Here is a 17,852-nt window from a genome sequence, read left to right on the forward strand (position 1 = left end):
TTTGAAGCTTAACTCGATAGAAACACAAAAGGCTGCTCAATGAGCAGCCTTTTTCATGTCTTTCAATAGGTTTCTATTTGAATCAGTGAATCGACCCTTCGGTTTCCAAGTGGAATGAAGGCAAGCGCCATTTAAAGCGTACTGCCGCCATACGCAACATGTAACCAGTAATCAGAGTCACAATCGTCGCGGTTACGTCCGGTACGTTGAACTCAAGTAACGCTAGGTACAAACCTGATGCGATAAGTGCTACAGAGGCGTAAAGCTCTTCATGAAGCACAAGCGGCGTTTGACGACAAATCAAATCACGTAGCAGACCACCAAATACGCCAGTTACAAGTGCAGACACCATACAAATGCCAGGGTGTAAGCCCATGCCAATCGCTACCTTGGTGCCGATGATGCTAAATACGATCAAGCCTAGCGCATCCAAACGAATGAACAGACCTTTCAGCTTGATTACCCACTTCGCCAAGCCAGTTGTCAGTACACCCGCAACGCATGTAATTGCTAAGAATTCAGGATTCTTTACCCAACCTAATGGGTAGTGACCTAGCAAAATGTCGCGTACTGTACCGCCGCCGATTGCCGTTGCACTGGCTACCAACATAACACCAAACCAATCCATTTTTCTTCGACCAGCACTCAATGCGCCAGTCATGGCTTCAGCCGTGATACCAATGATATACAACACACTTAGCAGCATAAGGGGACACTCAAATAAAAGGGCTCTGTTATGTCCTTGAGATTAAGGAAAACAGCAGCAAAACTTACCAACAAGATCTAAGCCTTGGGGATAGGCTTAAATCCAAAAAGAATCTCGCTTTAAGTAGCGTTGAAGTCGCCATCATTAAGCGTAAAAATAAGGCGTGAGTGTAGTGGGAAATGTGATCTGTGACGAATGAGAAATAGTATGGAGAAATTGACTTTCAGATTAACTCAGCTAATAACCAAACATGTTGTGTGGCTTTACCTGTGTAAGAAAAACAGCGACAATGCGCACCGCATACCAATTTGAAGTACAGAATCGATGATGAATCACGAATATCAAGACCTTATCACCATCTTCAACGACACGTTTCTTGAGTCTTTTAATACCAAATTAGAACTTGGTGGTGATGAGCCTATCTACTTACCAGCTGACGAAGCGCACCCACATCATCGGATTATTTTTGCTCGTGGCTTTTACGCGTCAGCACTACACGAGATTGCCCATTGGTGTGTAGCAGGACCAGAGCGCCGTTTGCTAGAAGATTTTGGTTACTGGTACGAGCCAGATGGTCGTACAGCAGAAGTTCAAGCTGAGTTCGAAAAAGTTGAAGTTCGCCCCCAAGCTTATGAGTGGATTCTCGCGAAAAGTGCTGACTTCCCTTTTAACGTTAGTTGTGACAATCTACACGGCGATTTTGAACCAGATCGTCTTGGTTTTATGCACAAAGTGCACAATGAAGTAATGGGTATTTTAGAAAACGGTCTTCCGCCGCGCGTACAAATGCTATCGGATGCCTTGCGTGCCTTTTACCAAACCAAGCCGCTGGAAACGTCTGACTTTATCGTTAAATAACCTCAGAGAAGCTCCATGATTATTGAATTTGAAGAAAAACTACTAGAACTGATTGATGCACGCATTGAAACCGCATCGGATGATGAATTGTTTGCTGGTGGTTATTTACGTGGTCACATTTCTCTGTCTGCGGCGGCGTGTGAAGAAGAAGGCATTAACGATGTGGCTGAGCTTAAATCTCGCATCGAAAACAGTCTTGAGGAAGCGCGTTCAGAATTAACACCAGCAGACCGCGTGATTGTTAACGACCTTTGGCAAGAGCTTCAAGCACAAGCTTAAGCCACCATCAGTTTTTATAAGCTTCGACAGGTTGCGCTAAACCTCTGGTTGAAGCAAAAAGAGTTGAATTAAACTCCTTCGAAATTTTCGAATCTCTCCTTAAAATTTTTGTGGTTGTAGCACACTCGTTCACCTCTTACTCTTGTTAGTACAAAACGTGAACAAAGGACTACAACCATGAAAATTATCGCATTCGGCGCTTCTAGTAGCTCTACCTCTATCAATAAAACCCTTGCAACTTACGCTGCTAACCTTGTCGAAGGGGCAGAAGTTCAAGTGTTAGACCTCAATAGTTACGATGTTCCTTTGTTCAGTGAAGACAAAGAGAAAGAAATCGGTCAGGCGGAAGGCGCAAAAGCGTTTCTTGCTGACATCGCAACCGCGGACGCTTTGGTGATTTCTTTTGCCGAGCATAACGGCTCTTACCCAGCGGCGTATAAGAATCTATTCGATTGGGCGACACGCATCGATCGCAACGTATTCCAAAACAACCCCGCGGTTTACTTAGCGACTTCACCTGGCCCTGGTGGTGCACAAACGGTACTCGCTGCGGCGACAGGCTCTGCACCTTACTTTGGTGCTGAAGTGAAAGCATCGCAATCTATTCCAAGCTTCTACGATAACTTTGATTTGGAAGCGGGTGAGTTCCGTAATGCGGAAATTGCAGAGCAGGTGAAAGCGGCCGTGGCGGCGTTGAACTAAACACTTGTAACTCACTCTAATTCCCCTTAGAAAGGGGGAGAATTAATGTGGATCTAAGAACTGGTTCCTCACTTTTTAAGACGAGGCGAGGGGTGGTTGTTTGTTCTCAGAGCTACCCCCTCTAACTCCCCCTTGGAAAGGGGGAGGACTAATGCGGGGCTAAGCACTTGTTCCTCCCCTTTTTAAGGGGAGGCTAGGAGGGGTTCTTTGCGCACTCGAAACGCGTTACAACTCAGTAATCGCCTTACCTTTACGTAGCTTTCTTACCCACATACGGCTTGGGTGCAGCTCAGTCAGCACATCAACAGGCAGTGGTAACGGGTCGCCACAGATTTGTGATGCCAACACTTCTGCCATTAGTGGCGCAGAGCTCAAACCACGAGAACCTAAACCAAGGAAACAGAATAGGTTAGGGAACTGGTGAATCGCTTCAACGTCTTGTTCTTGTTGATTTTGCAGATCCGCATATTGCGTCTTGATGGTTTCAAAGTCGCCTACGTTACCGACAAATGGCAGGTGGTCACGGCTAACACAACGAATACCTTGGCGTGATAAGTTACCAGAGGTATCCACTTCTTTTGTCCAAGTTTGGTTTGGCAAACACTTCACCAATTTGTCGGCGTTGTCTTTTTGTGCTTCTTCGTCAAACTCGTAATCTAGGTGGCTGCGGTCGTAGCTTGCACCGATACATAGGTGCTGATTATTCGGGTTAACAGGTGTCATGTAACCGTCGTAACACAGTACCGTTTTCAGCTTAGACAGCGTTTCAGTTGCAGGTGCGTGGCTAACTTGGCCTTTTACCTGACCCATTGGTAGATCAGCAGTTTGGCTTAGTGTTTGGAACTCGCTGCCATTAGCAACCACTACAGTTGAATGTTCAAAGCTTTGATCGTTCGCTTTCAATACCCAACCCTTGCGCGCTTCATCCCAATCTAGTGACTCGACTTGATGCTCGAACTTCGCTTCAAAAAGCTCGGTGTTTTCAAGTTGAGCAATCAAACCACGAGTCAGTTCAGCAGGGCATAACCAACCGCCAAGAGGGTAATGAACTGATGCCATATCAATCGGCAAGCCTATTTTTTCCGCCGTCTCTTCAGCAGATAGCTTGTGAATCAACTCTGGCGTGAAATTGCCAGCGAGCATCTTCTCTAACTTGTCTGCGGATTTGTCATCCCACATCAGCTGAGTAATGCCACACCAATCGTGATTAAATTGGATATCTTGCGCTGCTTGGTCAACAAACTGACGGGCAAACAAAAAGCCCGGAGCGAACACGCGTGAAACGCCTTTGTGTGGACCATTTAGTAATGGGTACACAGCACCTTGGCGGTTGCCTGATGCGCCTTCTGCAGGTTGAGCGTCTTTGCAGTAAAGCGTGACATTTTGACCGCGGCGAACCAGCGTTTTAGCCAGAGCTGCACTGGCAATACCGCCACCAATAATCGCAATGGAATCATGATTAGTCGATGCAGTGCGGTTGAACCAAGGTAGGTGGTTTGAATGCGCTTCACGTTGTTCCATTGAACCTGCGATCATTTCACGCTTGGTGCCGAAGCCTTTGACTTTTTTCATTGCAAAGCCCGCTTCGTTTAGGCCGCGGCGTACAAAGCCCGCTGCCGTGAAGGTTGCGACCGTACAATCCTGTTTCGCCAATTTTGCCATGCCATTAAACAGGTTTTGGTTCCACATCTCTGGGTTTTTGCTTGGAGCAAACCCATCTAAGAACCAAGCATCAATCAAGCCTTGCTCTGCATAAGGAACAAGCGGCATGCAGTCTTTGATATCACCAAACCATAGGTCGAGCGTGATAGCGCCGTCTTCTAAAACAATGCGATGACACTCAGGCACTGCAGCTGGGTAATGTTGTTGCAGCTTTTCAGCAAACTCTGCCAACTCTGGCCATGATTGATGCGCTTTTTCTAGATCAGCTTTGCTCAGTGGGTACTTCTCAAAGCTAACGAAATGCAATTCTTTTAGCGTTGCCTCTGGATATTCGCGACGAAATTCGGTAAACCATTGCCACACGGCTAAGAAGTTCAACCCTGTGCCAAATCCGGTTTCACCAATAACAAAACGTCTTTGGTCAAATTCCTGCCATCTTTCTGGTAGATGATTTTGTTTGAGGAACACGTAACGCGTCTCTTCGAGACCGTTTACGTTGGAGAAATAAACATCATCAAATTGGTCAGAAACCGGTGTACCAGCTTCGTTCCAACCAAGTTCTGCGTTTTTAATCGAAGTCATAATGGTGCAAATATGTGATTTGGCGCGGTTAGAATTCGGCGATTGTACGAATTTCTGGGAAAGCTGACCACTTTTGTTGACTATCTTAGTTATTATCTAGCGGATTTTTGAATTATAGGAATGTCATAATGAAACGAGTCGTAATCACCGGTATGGGTATTGTTTCAAGTATCGGTAACAACGTCGAAGAAGTTCTAGCGTCTCTTAAAGCGGGCAAATCTGGCATCACTGCGTCTGAGCAGTTTAAAGAAAACGGTCTGCGTTCGCAGGTGTGGGGTGATCTGAAAATCAACCCTGCAGAGTTTATTGACCGTAAGCAGATGCGCTTTATGGGTGATGCGGCTGCTTATGCATACCTATCAATGCAGCAGGCAATTGAAGACGCTGGTCTATCTGAAGAACAAGTTTCAAACGATCGTACAGGTATCGTTGCTGGTTCTGGTGGTGCTTCTGCATTAAACCAAACAGTAGCAACTGACACGATGCGTGCGAAAGGCGTAAAACGCGTAGGTCCTTACATGGTGCCACGTACTATGTCTTCAACAGTATCTGCGTGTCTTGCAACACCATTTAAGATTCGTGGTGTGAACTACTCAATGAGCTCAGCTTGTGCAACGTCTGCACACTGTATCGGTCACGCGATGGAGCTTATCCAACTTGGTAAACAAGACATCGTTTTTGCAGGTGGTGGTGAAGAGCTAGATTGGTCTCAAACTATGATGTTTGATGCAATGGGCGCACTATCTACTAAGTACAACGAAACGCCAGAAAAAGCATCTCGTACTTACGATGCAGATCGTGACGGTTTCGTTATCTCTGGTGGTGGCGGCATGCTAGTTATCGAAGAACTAGAGCACGCACTAGCACGTGGCGCGAAAATCTACGGCGAAATCGTAGGTTACGGCGCGACTTCTGATGGCTACGACATGGTAGCACCATCAGGTGAAGGCGCAGTTCGTTGTATGAAGATGGCAATGCAAGATGTTGATGCTATCGACTACATCAACACACACGGTACTTCTACTCCTGTAGGTGACGTGAAAGAGCTAGGCGCTATCCAAGAGCTATTCGGCGACAACAGCCCTGCGATTTCTGCAACAAAAGCAATGACAGGTCACGCACTAGGTGCAGCTGGCGTTCACGAAGCGATTTACTCAACGCTAATGCTAGACAACAACTTCATTGCGCCAAGTGTGAACATTTCTAACTTGGATGAAGCAGCACAAGGTCTAGACATCGTAACGGAAGCTCGCGACGCAGAGCTAACGACTGTTATGTCAAACAGCTTTGGTTTTGGTGGTACAAACGCAACATTGGTAATCAAAAAGTACCAAGCGTAAGCGACCCAAAGCTAACTGAATTTGTTGGTCGGAATATCACTGTGATTTCCCATACGGCGTAAACGGACCAACAAACCAGTTTCCAGAGCTTGATCAGTCAAACTGATCGAACAGACGCAGACTCTATCCCAAGGAGAGCGGGATAGGATCCTTTTGTTCTGGAACTTTGCCCGGCTAATTTAGCCGGGCTTTTTCTTTTCTGAAACCTGCTTTTGAAAGTCACTTGGGTATAGTTGTTGAGATTTTTCAAGAAAAGGGCACAATCGCTTTAGCTTCGCATCTTGCGAATAAACGAACTCATACAAATGGATGTTAAACGCTGGCGCTATGAAAATTATTGTTGATGAAAATATGCCGTACGCTGAAGAGCTATTCAGCCAACTCGGTGAAGTGATTTTAAAACCTGGTCGTACACTGACAGCCGATGATTTAGTGGATGTAGATGCGCTAATGATTCGCTCAGTTACCAAAGTAAACTCAGAACTGATCAGCAAAGCAAACAAGCTGAAGTTCGTTGGTACGGCGACGGCGGGCATGGATCATGTTGATCAAGCGCTTTTAAAAGAGAAGGGCATTTTCTTCACCGCAGCACCAGGATGTAACAAAGTTGGCGTTGCCGAGTATGCGTTCAGCGTCATGATGGTGCTAGCACAACAGCAAGGTTTCTCTGTTTTCGATAAAACCGTTGGTATCATCGGTGCGGGTCAAGTCGGCAGTTACCTTGAGAAATGTTTGAAAGGCATGGGCATCAACGTGCTCATCAACGACCCATTCAAGCAAGAAGAGGGTGATTCTCGCAGTTTCACTCCGTTAGCAGAGCTTATCGAACGTTCTGACATCATCACGCTGCACACACCTATCACTAAAGATGGCCCACACCCAACCCATCATTTGATTGATGAGAAGGTGTTAAATGGTCTTCGTAGCGATCAAATTCTTATCAATGCGGCACGCGGTCCAGTTGTGGACAACCAAGCGCTGAAGCAACGTTTACTGAAAAACGACGGCTTTACAGCGGCACTCGACGTATTTGAATTTGAACCAGAGGTTGATATGGAGCTTCTGCCTCTGCTAGCATTCGCAACCCCTCACGTTGCAGGCTATGGTCTGGAAGGGAAAGCTCGCGGTACGACGATGATTTTCAACAGCTACTGTGAGTTCTTAAATAACGAATTACGTGCGCATGCCAGCGATTTACTGCCGACCGCGCCTGTCCCGACTATGGTATTGGACAGAGCATGGGATGAAGCAACGCTGCACAACATCACGCAGTTAATCTATGATGTGCGTAAAGATGACGCTCTTTTCCGCCGCGAAATCAGTAAGCCAGGCTCTTTTGACCTGATGCGTAAAAACTACTGGGATCGCCGCGAGTACAGCGCTGTCACGCTAGTGGGTAACGAAACATGCAATCTTGCACCATTAGCAGAACTAGGTTTTCAGGTTGAGGTAAGTCAATGAGCCAGCAATACAATGTTGCCGTATTAGGTGCGACCGGTGCGGTCGGTGAAACAATTTTGGAAGTGCTTCAAGAGCGCAAATTCCCAGTAGGCGAAATCTTCCTGTTGGCAAGTGAACGCAGTGAAGGCAAGACTTACCGTTTCAATGGTAAAACAATTCGCGTACAAAACGTGGAAGAGTTTGATTGGTCACAAGCGCACATCGCTCTGTTCTCTGCTGGTGGTGAACTGTCAGCAAAATGGGCTCCAATCGCAGCAGACGAAGGCGTGATTGTTATCGACAATACATCACACTTCCGTTACGAGTACGATATTCCTCTAGTTGTGCCTGAAGTAAACCCAGAAGCGATTGCAGAGTTTCGTAACCGTAACATCATTGCGAACCCGAACTGTTCAACCATTCAAATGCTGGTGGCACTAAAGCCTATTCACGATGCAGTGGGTATTGAGCGCATTAACGTATCAACGTACCAATCGGTTTCTGGTGCGGGTAAGGCGGGTATTGATGAGCTAGCAGGTCAAACAGCGAAGTTGCTAAACGGTCTGCCGGCAGACAAGAAGCAATTCTCTCAACAGATCGCATTTAACTGTATTCCACAAATCGACCAGATGATGGAAAACGGCTACACCAAAGAAGAAATGAAAATGGTGTGGGAAACGCAAAAGATCTTTAACGACCCATCAATCACCGTAAACCCAACTTGTGTGCGCGTGCCAGTATTCTACGGCCACGCAGAAGCACTTCACGTTGAAACGCGTTCACCAATCGATGCACAAGAAGTCGTTAACTTGCTTGAGCAAACTGACGGTATCGAAGTATTCCACGGTGAAGACTTCCCAACACAAGTTCGCGATGCGGGCGGTAAAGACCACGTAATGGTAGGTCGTATCCGTAACGATATCAGCCATCACAGCGGCGTAAACCTATGGGTTGTTGCAGATAACGTTCGTAAAGGCGCAGCAACTAACGCGGTTCAAATCGCAGAAGTTCTGATCCGCGACTACTACTAAGTCGACCTCGCTAAGAACCTTTAAGCCTCGCACTATGCGAGGCTTTTTTGTTCGAACGGCGTAAAATTGTGTGAGATTAGTACGAATATGGTGAGAGCCACACATTTTTTACCCTCAACGCTATAGTTTTGCGTGCTTTATCCGATATATTTAACCGATCACCATTTCAAATTGTTACTAGCACCTAACTGAGCCTTCTATGCGTCAAAATTATAAGCGTTTGTTAGCAGCCCTTGTGCTGATGAGCGCGACTCAGACATCGTCAGTGGTTCAAGCCGAAGGTATTCGTCTTGTAGGACCCTCTGGTGAAGTGCAAGCATCTCCGAGCTACGCTGAGGAGATTGAACGAGCATTACCCGCTCCACCTGAAAATGACCAACCGTCGCGTTTCTTCGGTCCGACTGGTCAAAACGAGACTCTCTGGTCGATCGCTTCTGAATTACGACCTTCTCGAAATGTTTCCGTACAACAAACGCTACTCGCCATTTATCGCATAAACCCTCAAGCGTTTGATAAGCAAAATATCCACGAGCTTATTCCAGGAAGTCGTCTGCGTGTGCCTTCTCTAGAGCAAGTGCAAAGTGCGACAACCGCACAAGCGATTGCGATCATGAAAGCGCATGAAGCTCGCCTTACTCAGCCTAAACCAACGCCTGCTCAGCCGGTAAAACCGAAAGTTGAGCCGCCGAAGCCTGTGGTTGAAGCGCCAAAGCCAGAGCCTAAACCTGAGTCAGTTAAGCCAGAAACGCCGAAACCAGAGCCAATTAAAGCAGTAGAACCAACCACTCCAGTGCCTGCAGTGAGCACATCACCTGAGGGTGAAAAGCAAGTCAGTGCGCTAAAAGACAAGCTGCAAGGTTCGCAAAGTGAGTTGGAATCTTTAGAAGAGAAGAACCATCGCCTGCGTTTAATGCTTTCTGAAGTACAGAGTGAAGTCGAAACGCTAAAAACCTCGCTCAACGATGAAGAACGCATTCGCTCAGAAGTAGAAAAACTGCTGGCAGAAGAGCGCCAACGTGTCGCTGAACAACAACGCATGCAACCGAGCACCATGGACAAAATTTTGACGAATGGTTGGCTTGTCGGTCTTGCGGCATTAATTCCGGGTGCTTTGATTGCGTTGCTAGTCGTTATGCTACTTGGTCGACGCTCTAAAGCGAAAGAGGAAGAAGCTGCTGCACAAGAACAGCAAAACGTTGATCCTCTTGCGGCGCCAATCGGTTTAGCGGCTGCTGATGAATTAGATGAAGAGCTAAGCCTAGATGATGACCTGTTCGGCGATGACGACGAAACAGAAAACCTATTCGAACAAGAAGAACAACAGCCTGAAGAAGAGGATGTTTTCGGTAACCTCGATGACGATGACCTCGACTTCAATCTAGAAGGCGACGACGGCGAAGACCCATTCGCTGGCATTGGCGACGATGGCGAGTTGGATGTCGGCTTCGATGAGTTTGATTCTTCAAGCAACGGCATCAAGGTCAATGGCGAAGAAAAAGCCCTTGGCCTTGAAGAGATGGAGCGCGCACTCGATGAGGTGACGCCAGAGCTTGAAGTGCTCGATGACGATGATGATGCAGGCTTCGATCTTTCTGACGAAGACGGCTCTGACGCGATGTCTGACGACGCCTTTGCTGAATTACTCGCTGCAGATGATCCTGCGGAAGAGTTACAAAGTAATGCGCTTGATCAAGCAATGCTCGATGATCTGTTTGCTGACCTTGATGGTGACGATCTCAACTTAGACGTAGAAGATGATAAGCCAACGGTATCAGAAACCGCATTCTCTGCGGGTGAAGCGACAGATGACGACATCGACAAGTTGCTTGCACAGTATGAACAGCCAACGCCAAAAGACACTGATGATGATTTGTTTGATGAGCTAGAAACGTTATCTGGTTTATCTGATAGCGATTCAAGTGAAGAAGAAGCATCTGCGTTACTTGATGAGTTGATCGGTGAAGACGATGGCGAACCGCTTAACGAACTTGATCCACTTGAAGAGTTGGAAGACATCGCAGGTTTAAGCGAAGAGCCTACCATCGATGAAGACAGTACAGATTTACTTGATGAGCTCATTGGCTTCGATGATGAAGACGCCTCCGATGATGACTTTGACCCGCTGGATGAGCTAGAAAAGCTGTCGGGGTTCGATGGTGACGATTCTCTTGAAGACATTGATGAAAACAGTGTTGATCTGCTGGACGAACTGCTTAGCGACGAGAGCGTAGAAGAGCAGGACGAAACAAGCAGTGAAATCGATCCATTTGATGAACTGATTCGTGAAGATGACGAGTTAGAACAAGCAGAAAACAAGCTGAGTGACGACGATCTTCTTGCTTCGCTAGGCTTTGATGATCTAGAGCCAGAAGCTGAAGAGAGTGTTCAACAACCTCAGCTAATGACAGATGTTGAGCCTGCTGCCGGTCTGGAAGAGGAAAAAGCAGCGCTTGGTCTCGATTCTGGTTTGGATATTGATGCTCTGCTGAGTGAGAACCAACCTGAAGTTGATAGCCAAACCCCGGTAGAGCTTCCAAGTGAGCCGATAGAACAAGAGCAACCAGAATCGATTGATGATTTTGATAGCCATGATTTCTTAGGTGACCTTGAGGACGTTTCCCCAGAACATGATCCGTTAATGACGGAGCTTGATGAGCTATTCGAAAGTAACAACGAAGCGCTATTACCAAATGAACAAGAGCGTTCAGACTTTGCAGCAGAACTTGACGCTTTAATCGGTGAAGAGCCAGCAGCAAGTGAGAATGCGGATCAGCAACCTGAAGCTCCGGCTGAACCTTTGGTTGAAGGTAACGAACTAGCAGAAAAGACAGTTGAAGAGCATTCAGCTGAAGTTTCTGAAGCGTTAGATCCTCAAGCAGAAAGCCTAACGGAAGCGTCTCAGCCACAAGAAGAAACGATGGTAGAACCGGAAACTGAACCGGCTCCAACGTTCACGCCAACACCAAATACGGTTGAAAACGAATTTGGAATTCCTCAAGAGGAAGATTGGCTGGTTGATGAGATCGAACCCGAAAACAAAATTGAACAAGAACCCGTCGCGGCAAGCTCGACTGAATCGGCTATTGATGAAGAAGAGTTCAACTTCGATGAGTTAGAGCTTCCAGAGTTCAACGAAGAAGACGCATTGGCTTCGATGGCTGAAGAGCCTGCGCAAGCAGAATCTGAAATCGCTGAGCCTCAAGCGCCAGTTGCGGAAGCAGAAGAAGAGTTCAATTTCGATGAGTTAGAGCTTCCAGAGTTCAACGAAGAAGACGCATTAGCTTCGATGGCCGAAGATCCAGCGCTAACGGAATCTGAAATCGCGGAGCCTCAAGCGCCAGTCGCGGAAGCAGAAGAAGAGTTCAACTTCGACGAGTTAGAGCTTCCGGAGTTCAACGAAGAAGACGCATTAGCTTCAATGGCTGAAGAGCCAGCGCTAGCGGAATCTGAAGTCGCGGAGCCTCAAGCGCCAGTTGCGGAAACAAAAGAAGAGTTCAACTTCGATGAGTTAGAGCTTCCAGAGTTCAACGAAGAAGATGCATTGGCTTCGATGGCTGAAGAGCCAGCGCTAGCGGAATCTGAAATCGCTGAGCCTGCAGCGCCAGTTGCGGAAGCAGAAGAAGAGTTCAACTTCGATGAGTTAGAGCTTCCAGAGTTCAATGAAGAAGACGCATTAGCTTCGATGGCCGAAGAGCCTGCGCTTGCGGAATCTGAAATCGCTGAGCCTGAAGCGCCAGTCGCGGAAGTAGAAGAAGAGTTCAACTTCGACGAGTTCGAGCTTCCAGAGTTCAACGAAGAAGACGCATTAGCTTCGATGGCTGAAGAGCCAGCGCTAGCGGAATCTGAAATCGCTGAGCCTCAAGCGCCGATTGCTGAAGCAGAAGACGAGTTCAACTTCGATGACTTTGAACTACCAGAGTTCAATGAAGAAGATGCTTTGGCATCAGTGACAGAAGAGGTAGCAAGTTCTGACTCTGACACTGTTGAACCTGAGGTTGTTAAAGAGCACTCAGAAGTCTCTCAAGCTGTACAACAAGCAGAGAATGACCATGACGCTCTGTTTGAAGTCTTCGCGCAACCAGACGCTTTCAGTGCCGATTTAGAGCCTGAGCCGAGCAATGACCTAGAGTCGGAATTAAATGACTTTGAAGAGTCTGCGATGGCGAACTTGTTGTCTGAAAATGCTGAATCTGAAGTGTTTGATGGCAAGTTAGACAGCGACACTATTGCAAGTGCAGGTATGGACTTTGAAACCATGCTGGATGTTGGTGACGATTGGGATGGCTTTAAGCTGTCGCCAGAAAACACCTCATCAACGGCAGAGGTTCCAGAAGACCAGCGTGAAGTGTGGAGTTCATCAGAAGCACTTGCACAGCCTGAGATCGCGCAAGAAAACTGGGGTGAGCAAGACGACCTAACCGATTTTGATCCGAAGAAAAATCAATTCATGACCATTGATGAATTGATGGCTCAGGTAGACAAAGACGGTGGTGAGTTTGAAGAGCAAGAGCTCAAACTCGATGTGGGTTTGAATGAGTTTCCGGATGTGATTGGCGATATTGGTGATGTTGACGTAGATACCAATGCTGAAGCAGCTGGCAAGCTAGACCTAGCAAAGATCTACCTTGAAATGAACGACCCTCAAGGCGCGATTAAACTGTTAGAGGAAGCGATCGTCTACGGTGAGGACGATATTCGCCGAGAGGCTAAAACTCTCATCGACACGATTAACGGTCGATAAGTAAAAAGGGGTAGCAAACGCTGCCCTTTTTTGTATCTGGAAGGACTTACGTATATACTTCCCGCCCCATTTTAGAGTTCGAAGGTTAAAATGAGAATCGCATTAGGTATCGAATACAACGGTACAAACTACTTTGGTTGGCAACGCCAAAGAGACGTGAAAAGTGTCCAAGAAGAGCTAGAGAAAGCATTATCTGTGGTCGCGAACCACCCTGTCGAAGTACAGTGTGCAGGTCGTACCGATGCTGGCGTACATGGCACTGGTCAGGTCGTTCACTTTGACACCAACGTGAGTCGTAAAATGGTGGCTTGGACCATGGGCGCAAACGCGAACATGCCAAGTGATATCGCTGTCCGCTGGGCTGTGGAAGTGAACGATGATTTCCATGCTCGATTCTCAGCAACCGCACGTCGTTACCGCTACATCATCTTCAACCACGCGTTGCGTCCTGGTATTTTAAATTCTGGCGTTAGCCACTATCACGGTGAGCTAGACGAGAAGAAAATGCATGAAGCAGGTCAGTACCTGTTAGGTGAGAACGACTTTAGTTCATTCCGCGCTGCGCATTGCCAGTCGTTGAGCCCATTCCGTAATTTGATGCACCTTAATGTGACTCGTCATGGTGATTACATCGTGATTGACATTAAAGCGAATGCTTTTGTCCACCATATGGTGCGTAACATTACTGGCAGTCTGATCAAGGTAGGTCGTGGCGAAGAAAAACCAGAATGGATCAAGTGGCTACTTGAAGCAAAAGACCGCAAATTAGCAGGTGCAACGGCGAAAGCTGAAGGTCTGTATTTAGTGGATGTGGACTACCCAGAAGAGTTTGGATTGCCACAAGTTCCGATCGGTCCGCTGTTTTTGCCAGATAATTTGAACTAAATTTGCGATTTTGTTTCAAAATATCGGTATTTTAGACTGGATACGTGCAGAAACTGTGCGTTATTAATGATATCAAAAATAGGTACAACCAGTTTTTTATCTACAGTCGCGGCAAGATATGTTTTAATCCATCCGCAATATTCCCGAATTTATATCTTTCGCAATGAAGCGGAAGAGTTGAGAGAAAAGGTCTTCCATGAGTTGGCTTGAAAAGATTTTAGAGAAAAGCAACCTAGTAAGTTCACGTAAAGCCTCTATTCCTGAAGGCGTGTGGACCAAATGTACTTCTTGTGAGCAGGTTCTGTACCATGCTGAGCTTGAGCGCAACCTAGAAGTTTGTCCTAAGTGTAATCACCACATGCGCATGAAAGCGCGTCGTCGTCTAGAAACATTCTTAGATGAAGGTGAACGCGTAGAGCTTGGCACTGAACTTGAGCCACAAGATAAACTGAAGTTTAAAGATTCTAAACGCTACAAAGAGCGTATCTCTGCAGCGCAAAAGAGCAGCGGCGAGAAAGATGCACTGATCGTAATGCAAGGTGAATTGCTGGGCATGCCACTAGTGGCGTGTGCGTTTGAATTCTCTTTCATGGGCGGTTCAATGGGTTCTGTTGTTGGTGCACGCTTTGTTAAAGCGGTAGAAGCAGCAATTGAAAACAACTGTGCGCTTGTTTGTTTCTCAGCAAGTGGCGGTGCGCGCATGCAAGAGGCACTGATGTCTCTAATGCAAATGGCGAAAACCAGTGCAGCACTTGAGCGTCTTTCTGACAAAGGCCTACCATTCATCTCTGTACTGACTGACCCAACAATGGGTGGTGTATCAGCGAGTTTGGCAATGCTAGGTGACATCAACATTGGTGAACCTAAAGCACTTATCGGCTTTGCAGGTCGTCGTGTAATCGAACAGACAGTACGTGAAGACCTTCCTGAAGGCTTCCAACGTAGTGAGTTCCTTCTTGAGCACGGTGCGATTGACATGATCGTTGACCGTCGTGAAATGCGTCAGCGTGTGGGTGGTCTAGTGGCTAAGCTAACTAACCACAAGTCTCCTATGGTGGTTTCGGTTAACGAATCTCCAAATGAAGAACCATATTCTGTACCAGAAGCGGACGAAAAAGGGTAAAGTATCAGCTAACATAAAAACCAAAGAAATTAATGGTTAAAGTTAGATGACCCAAAACTCTATTCCTCAAGCCACATCCTCTCTAACGATGTGGCTTGATTATTTAACAAATCTCCACACTTCAGCTATCGACCTTGGCTTAGACCGTGTTCAAGCGGTAGCGCAAAAAGCCAACCTCACCAAACCTGCTCCTACTGTGATTACTGTTGCCGGCACCAATGGCAAGGGATCGACGTGTGCATTGATGGAAGCCATCCTGTTAGATGCAGGCTACTCAGTGGGTGTATACAGCTCTCCACACCTAATTCGTTACAACGAACGTGTGCGCATCAATGGCGTGGATGCAGAGGACAGCAAACACTGTGAGGCGTTTGATTACGTTGAGCAGCAACGCGGCGATATTAGTCTAAGCTTGTTTGAATTCGGTACGTTAGCCGCACTTCGTATTTTCCAAGTTGAGAAAGTCGACGTAGTTCTGCTAGAAGTTGGCCTCGGTGGGCGTTTAGATGCAACAAACGTTGTGGATCATGATGTATCAGTGATTACTAGCTTGGCTATCGACCATGTTGATTGGCTTGGTGATGACATCAATGTGATTGGCTTTGAGAAAGCGGGCATCTACCGTGCTGGTAAACCTGCGATTTGTGGCCAACCGACGCCGCCAGCAACCGTTGCTGCTCACGCTGATGACATTCAAGCTGAGTTCTTCCAAGTTGGTATCCAGTTCGATTACCAATTGACTGAGAAAGGCTGGAAGTGGACCAGTGGCGCATTTGCATTAGAAGACCTACCAGTTCCATCGCTACCGCTACCTAATGCGGCAACAGCTTTAATGGCACTTGGCGCTTCAGAATTGCAAATCACTGACATTAATATCGTTAATGGCTTGAATAATGCTCGTCTAGCTGGCCGAATGCAGGTTCTGCAAACGGGCCCAGAAATCGTTCTTGATGTCGCGCACAACCCTCACTCTGCTGAATATTTAGTTGAGAAGGTGAAACGCCAATACGCGGATAAGAATATCCACGTTGTGGTCGCGATGCTGCACGATAAAGACATCAAGGCAACAATCGAAGCATTAACTCCAATTGCAACACAATGGTACCCAGCATCGCTAACTGGCCCACGCGCGGCGACAGCAGATGAACTGTGCCAATACTTACCTCAAGGTCAAGTTCAGTTCCAAACCCCAGTCGAAGCGTTTGAGAGCGCGCAGAAACACGCCGCTCAAGCCGATGTTATTTTGGTGGTTGGTTCCTTCCATACAGTGGGCGAAGTGTTGGAGCATTGGCAATCAAATAATGAGTAATCAAAGGTAATTTGATGGCAAGTAAATTCCAAAGTCGTTTAGTCGGCACCATCATTCTAGTGGCGGTGGGGGTCATCGTACTTCCAGACGTGCTAGATGGTAAGAAACTGCACTACAAAGAAGAGTTTGCCAGTATTCCTATCAAACCTGAACTTGATAGCGATGTGGAGAACTTCGAAATACTAGAGCCTGTAGAAGATGATGTCTCTTTGCCTGAATCTCCGGTTACGGCAACGGTAGATGAATCCGAAGAGCCTCAAGTTGCCGTTTCGGAGCCAGAACCAGAGCCAGTTACCCAACCAGAAGAAACAAAACAACCTGAACAGGTGGAAGTTGCGGTTCGTCCAGTTGAAGAAAAAAATCAATATGAAGATTCTGCTTGGATCATTCAGTTGATGGCACTGAAAAATCATGAGAATGCTGTTGCGTTAGTAGAGGATTTACAGAAGCGTGGTTACCAAGCTCATGTAAAAAAAGAGACAGCTTTTACTCGAGTGATTGTTGGTCCTGATGTATCAAAAAGTAAACTTGAACGACAGGTCAAGGAATTACAAAAAATTACAGGCTCAAAAGGTCAATTGCTTAAATTTAAGCCATTAAATCCATAAGAAAACGTTTGCGTCAGCATTTTTTCTGTTAAAATGCGCGCCAACTTAAGATGAAGAAAACATGAATTGGTTAGATTTTGTCATTTTAGGTGTGATCGGATTTTCAGCTCTGATCAGTTTAGTTCGCGGTTTTGCTAAAGAAGCTTTGTCTTTGGTGATTTGGTTTGGAGCATTTTTTATCTCCAGCAACTACTACGCCAAATTGGCGGTGTACTTCACCAACATCGAAGATGAAATGTTTCGAAACGGAGCCGCAATTGCGGCGTTATTCGTCGCAACCTTAGTGGTTGGTGCAGTGGTGAATTACGTCATTGGTCAACTGGTACAAAAAACAGGGCTATCAGGTACCGATCGAATTCTCGGTGTGGTGTTTGGTGGTTTACGCGGAGTACTGATTGTTTCTGCGGTGCTGTTTTTTATGGATGCGTTTACTGCATTCCCAAGCTCGGATTGGTGGAAAGAGTCACAGTTGGTCCCTGAGTTCAGCCGTATCATCGCCCCATTCTTCGAGCATTTAAAAGCAACATCAAGTTTTCTGTCTGGCACTATCTAGTAGTGCCAGCTACTGTCGCAAATCGAGGATTAG

14 protein-coding genes are annotated in these 17,852 nt (G+C 46.6%); 12 read left to right on the forward strand and 2 right to left on the reverse strand.

The window, feature by feature from the left end:
* Positions 1-82: 82 nt before the first annotated feature.
* Positions 83-706, reverse strand: coding sequence for a trimeric intracellular cation channel family protein (locus tag A9237_RS13080; protein WP_005433103.1), 624 nt, complete (start codon positions 704-706; stop codon positions 83-85).
* A gap of 327 nt (positions 707-1,033) precedes the next feature.
* Here A9237_RS13080 and A9237_RS13085 point away from each other — a divergent pair, with 327 nt between their 5' ends.
* The 3 genes from A9237_RS13085 (at position 1,034) to A9237_RS13095 (ending at position 2,545) form a co-directional block, all read left to right on the forward strand.
* The gene (locus A9237_RS13085; protein WP_005448017.1) at positions 1,034-1,564 is read left to right on the forward strand and encodes an elongation factor P hydroxylase; all 531 of its coding nucleotides are present in this window, start codon (positions 1,034-1,036) and stop codon (positions 1,562-1,564) included.
* Between the two features lie 15 nt (positions 1,565-1,579).
* The gene (locus A9237_RS13090; protein ID WP_005448019.1) at positions 1,580-1,843 is read left to right on the forward strand and encodes a YfcL family protein; all 264 of its coding nucleotides are present in this window, start codon (positions 1,580-1,582) and stop codon (positions 1,841-1,843) included.
* Positions 1,844-2,020: 177 nt separating this feature from the next.
* A complete protein-coding gene (locus A9237_RS13095; RefSeq protein ID WP_078608331.1) occupies positions 2,021-2,545 on the forward strand; it encodes an NADPH-dependent FMN reductase in 525 nt (174 codons plus the stop codon).
* A gap of 225 nt (positions 2,546-2,770) precedes the next feature.
* Here the strand turns inward: A9237_RS13095 and mnmC are convergent, their stop codons facing one another.
* On the reverse strand, positions 2,771-4,789 hold the full coding sequence (gene mnmC / locus A9237_RS13100; RefSeq protein ID WP_078608332.1) for a bifunctional tRNA (5-methylaminomethyl-2-thiouridine)(34)-methyltransferase MnmC2/FAD-dependent 5-carboxymethylaminomethyl-2-thiouridine(34) oxidoreductase MnmC1: 2,019 nt from the start codon (positions 4,787-4,789) through the stop codon (positions 2,771-2,773).
* A 128-nt stretch (positions 4,790-4,917) separates the two neighbouring features.
* Here mnmC and fabB point away from each other — a divergent pair, with 128 nt between their 5' ends.
* From fabB to A9237_RS13155, 9 genes are all read left to right on the forward strand, one after another.
* A complete protein-coding gene (gene fabB / locus A9237_RS13105) occupies positions 4,918-6,129 on the forward strand; it encodes a beta-ketoacyl-ACP synthase I (RefSeq protein ID WP_005433116.1) in 1,212 nt (403 codons plus the stop codon).
* A 327-nt stretch (positions 6,130-6,456) separates the two neighbouring features.
* On the forward strand, positions 6,457-7,590 hold the full coding sequence (locus A9237_RS13115; protein ID WP_041058411.1) for a 4-phosphoerythronate dehydrogenase: 1,134 nt from the start codon (positions 6,457-6,459) through the stop codon (positions 7,588-7,590).
* A complete protein-coding gene (locus tag A9237_RS13120) occupies positions 7,587-8,600 on the forward strand; it encodes an aspartate-semialdehyde dehydrogenase (RefSeq protein WP_005433088.1) in 1,014 nt (337 codons plus the stop codon). Before A9237_RS13115 ends, A9237_RS13120 begins: the two co-directional genes overlap by 4 nt.
* Positions 8,601-8,799: 199 nt before the next feature.
* Entirely contained in the window at positions 8,800-13,341 is a 4,542-nt protein-coding gene (locus A9237_RS13125) for a FimV/HubP family polar landmark protein (RefSeq protein WP_078608333.1), read from the forward strand.
* 90 nt (positions 13,342-13,431) lie between these two features.
* On the forward strand, positions 13,432-14,226 hold the full coding sequence (gene truA, locus A9237_RS13130; RefSeq protein WP_005439796.1) for a tRNA pseudouridine(38-40) synthase TruA: 795 nt from the start codon (positions 13,432-13,434) through the stop codon (positions 14,224-14,226).
* A gap of 196 nt (positions 14,227-14,422) precedes the next feature.
* Complete coding sequence (accD, locus tag A9237_RS13140; RefSeq protein ID WP_005439795.1) at positions 14,423-15,349, forward strand: acetyl-CoA carboxylase, carboxyltransferase subunit beta; 927 nt, start codon at positions 14,423-14,425, stop codon at positions 15,347-15,349.
* 46 nt (positions 15,350-15,395) lie between these two features.
* The gene (gene folC / locus A9237_RS13145) at positions 15,396-16,658 is read left to right on the forward strand and encodes a bifunctional tetrahydrofolate synthase/dihydrofolate synthase (RefSeq protein ID WP_039842456.1); all 1,263 of its coding nucleotides are present in this window, start codon (positions 15,396-15,398) and stop codon (positions 16,656-16,658) included.
* Between the two features lie 14 nt (positions 16,659-16,672).
* Positions 16,673-17,266, forward strand: a complete 594-nt coding sequence (locus tag A9237_RS13150; protein ID WP_009707340.1) for an SPOR domain-containing protein — start codon at positions 16,673-16,675, stop codon at positions 17,264-17,266.
* A gap of 61 nt (positions 17,267-17,327) precedes the next feature.
* Complete coding sequence (locus tag A9237_RS13155; protein WP_005432921.1) at positions 17,328-17,819, forward strand: CvpA family protein; 492 nt, start codon at positions 17,328-17,330, stop codon at positions 17,817-17,819.
* Positions 17,820-17,852: the final 33 nt, after the last annotated feature.

It is taken from the genome of Vibrio owensii (assembly GCF_002021755.1).
GTDB lineage: Bacteria > Pseudomonadota > Gammaproteobacteria > Enterobacterales > Vibrionaceae > Vibrio > Vibrio owensii.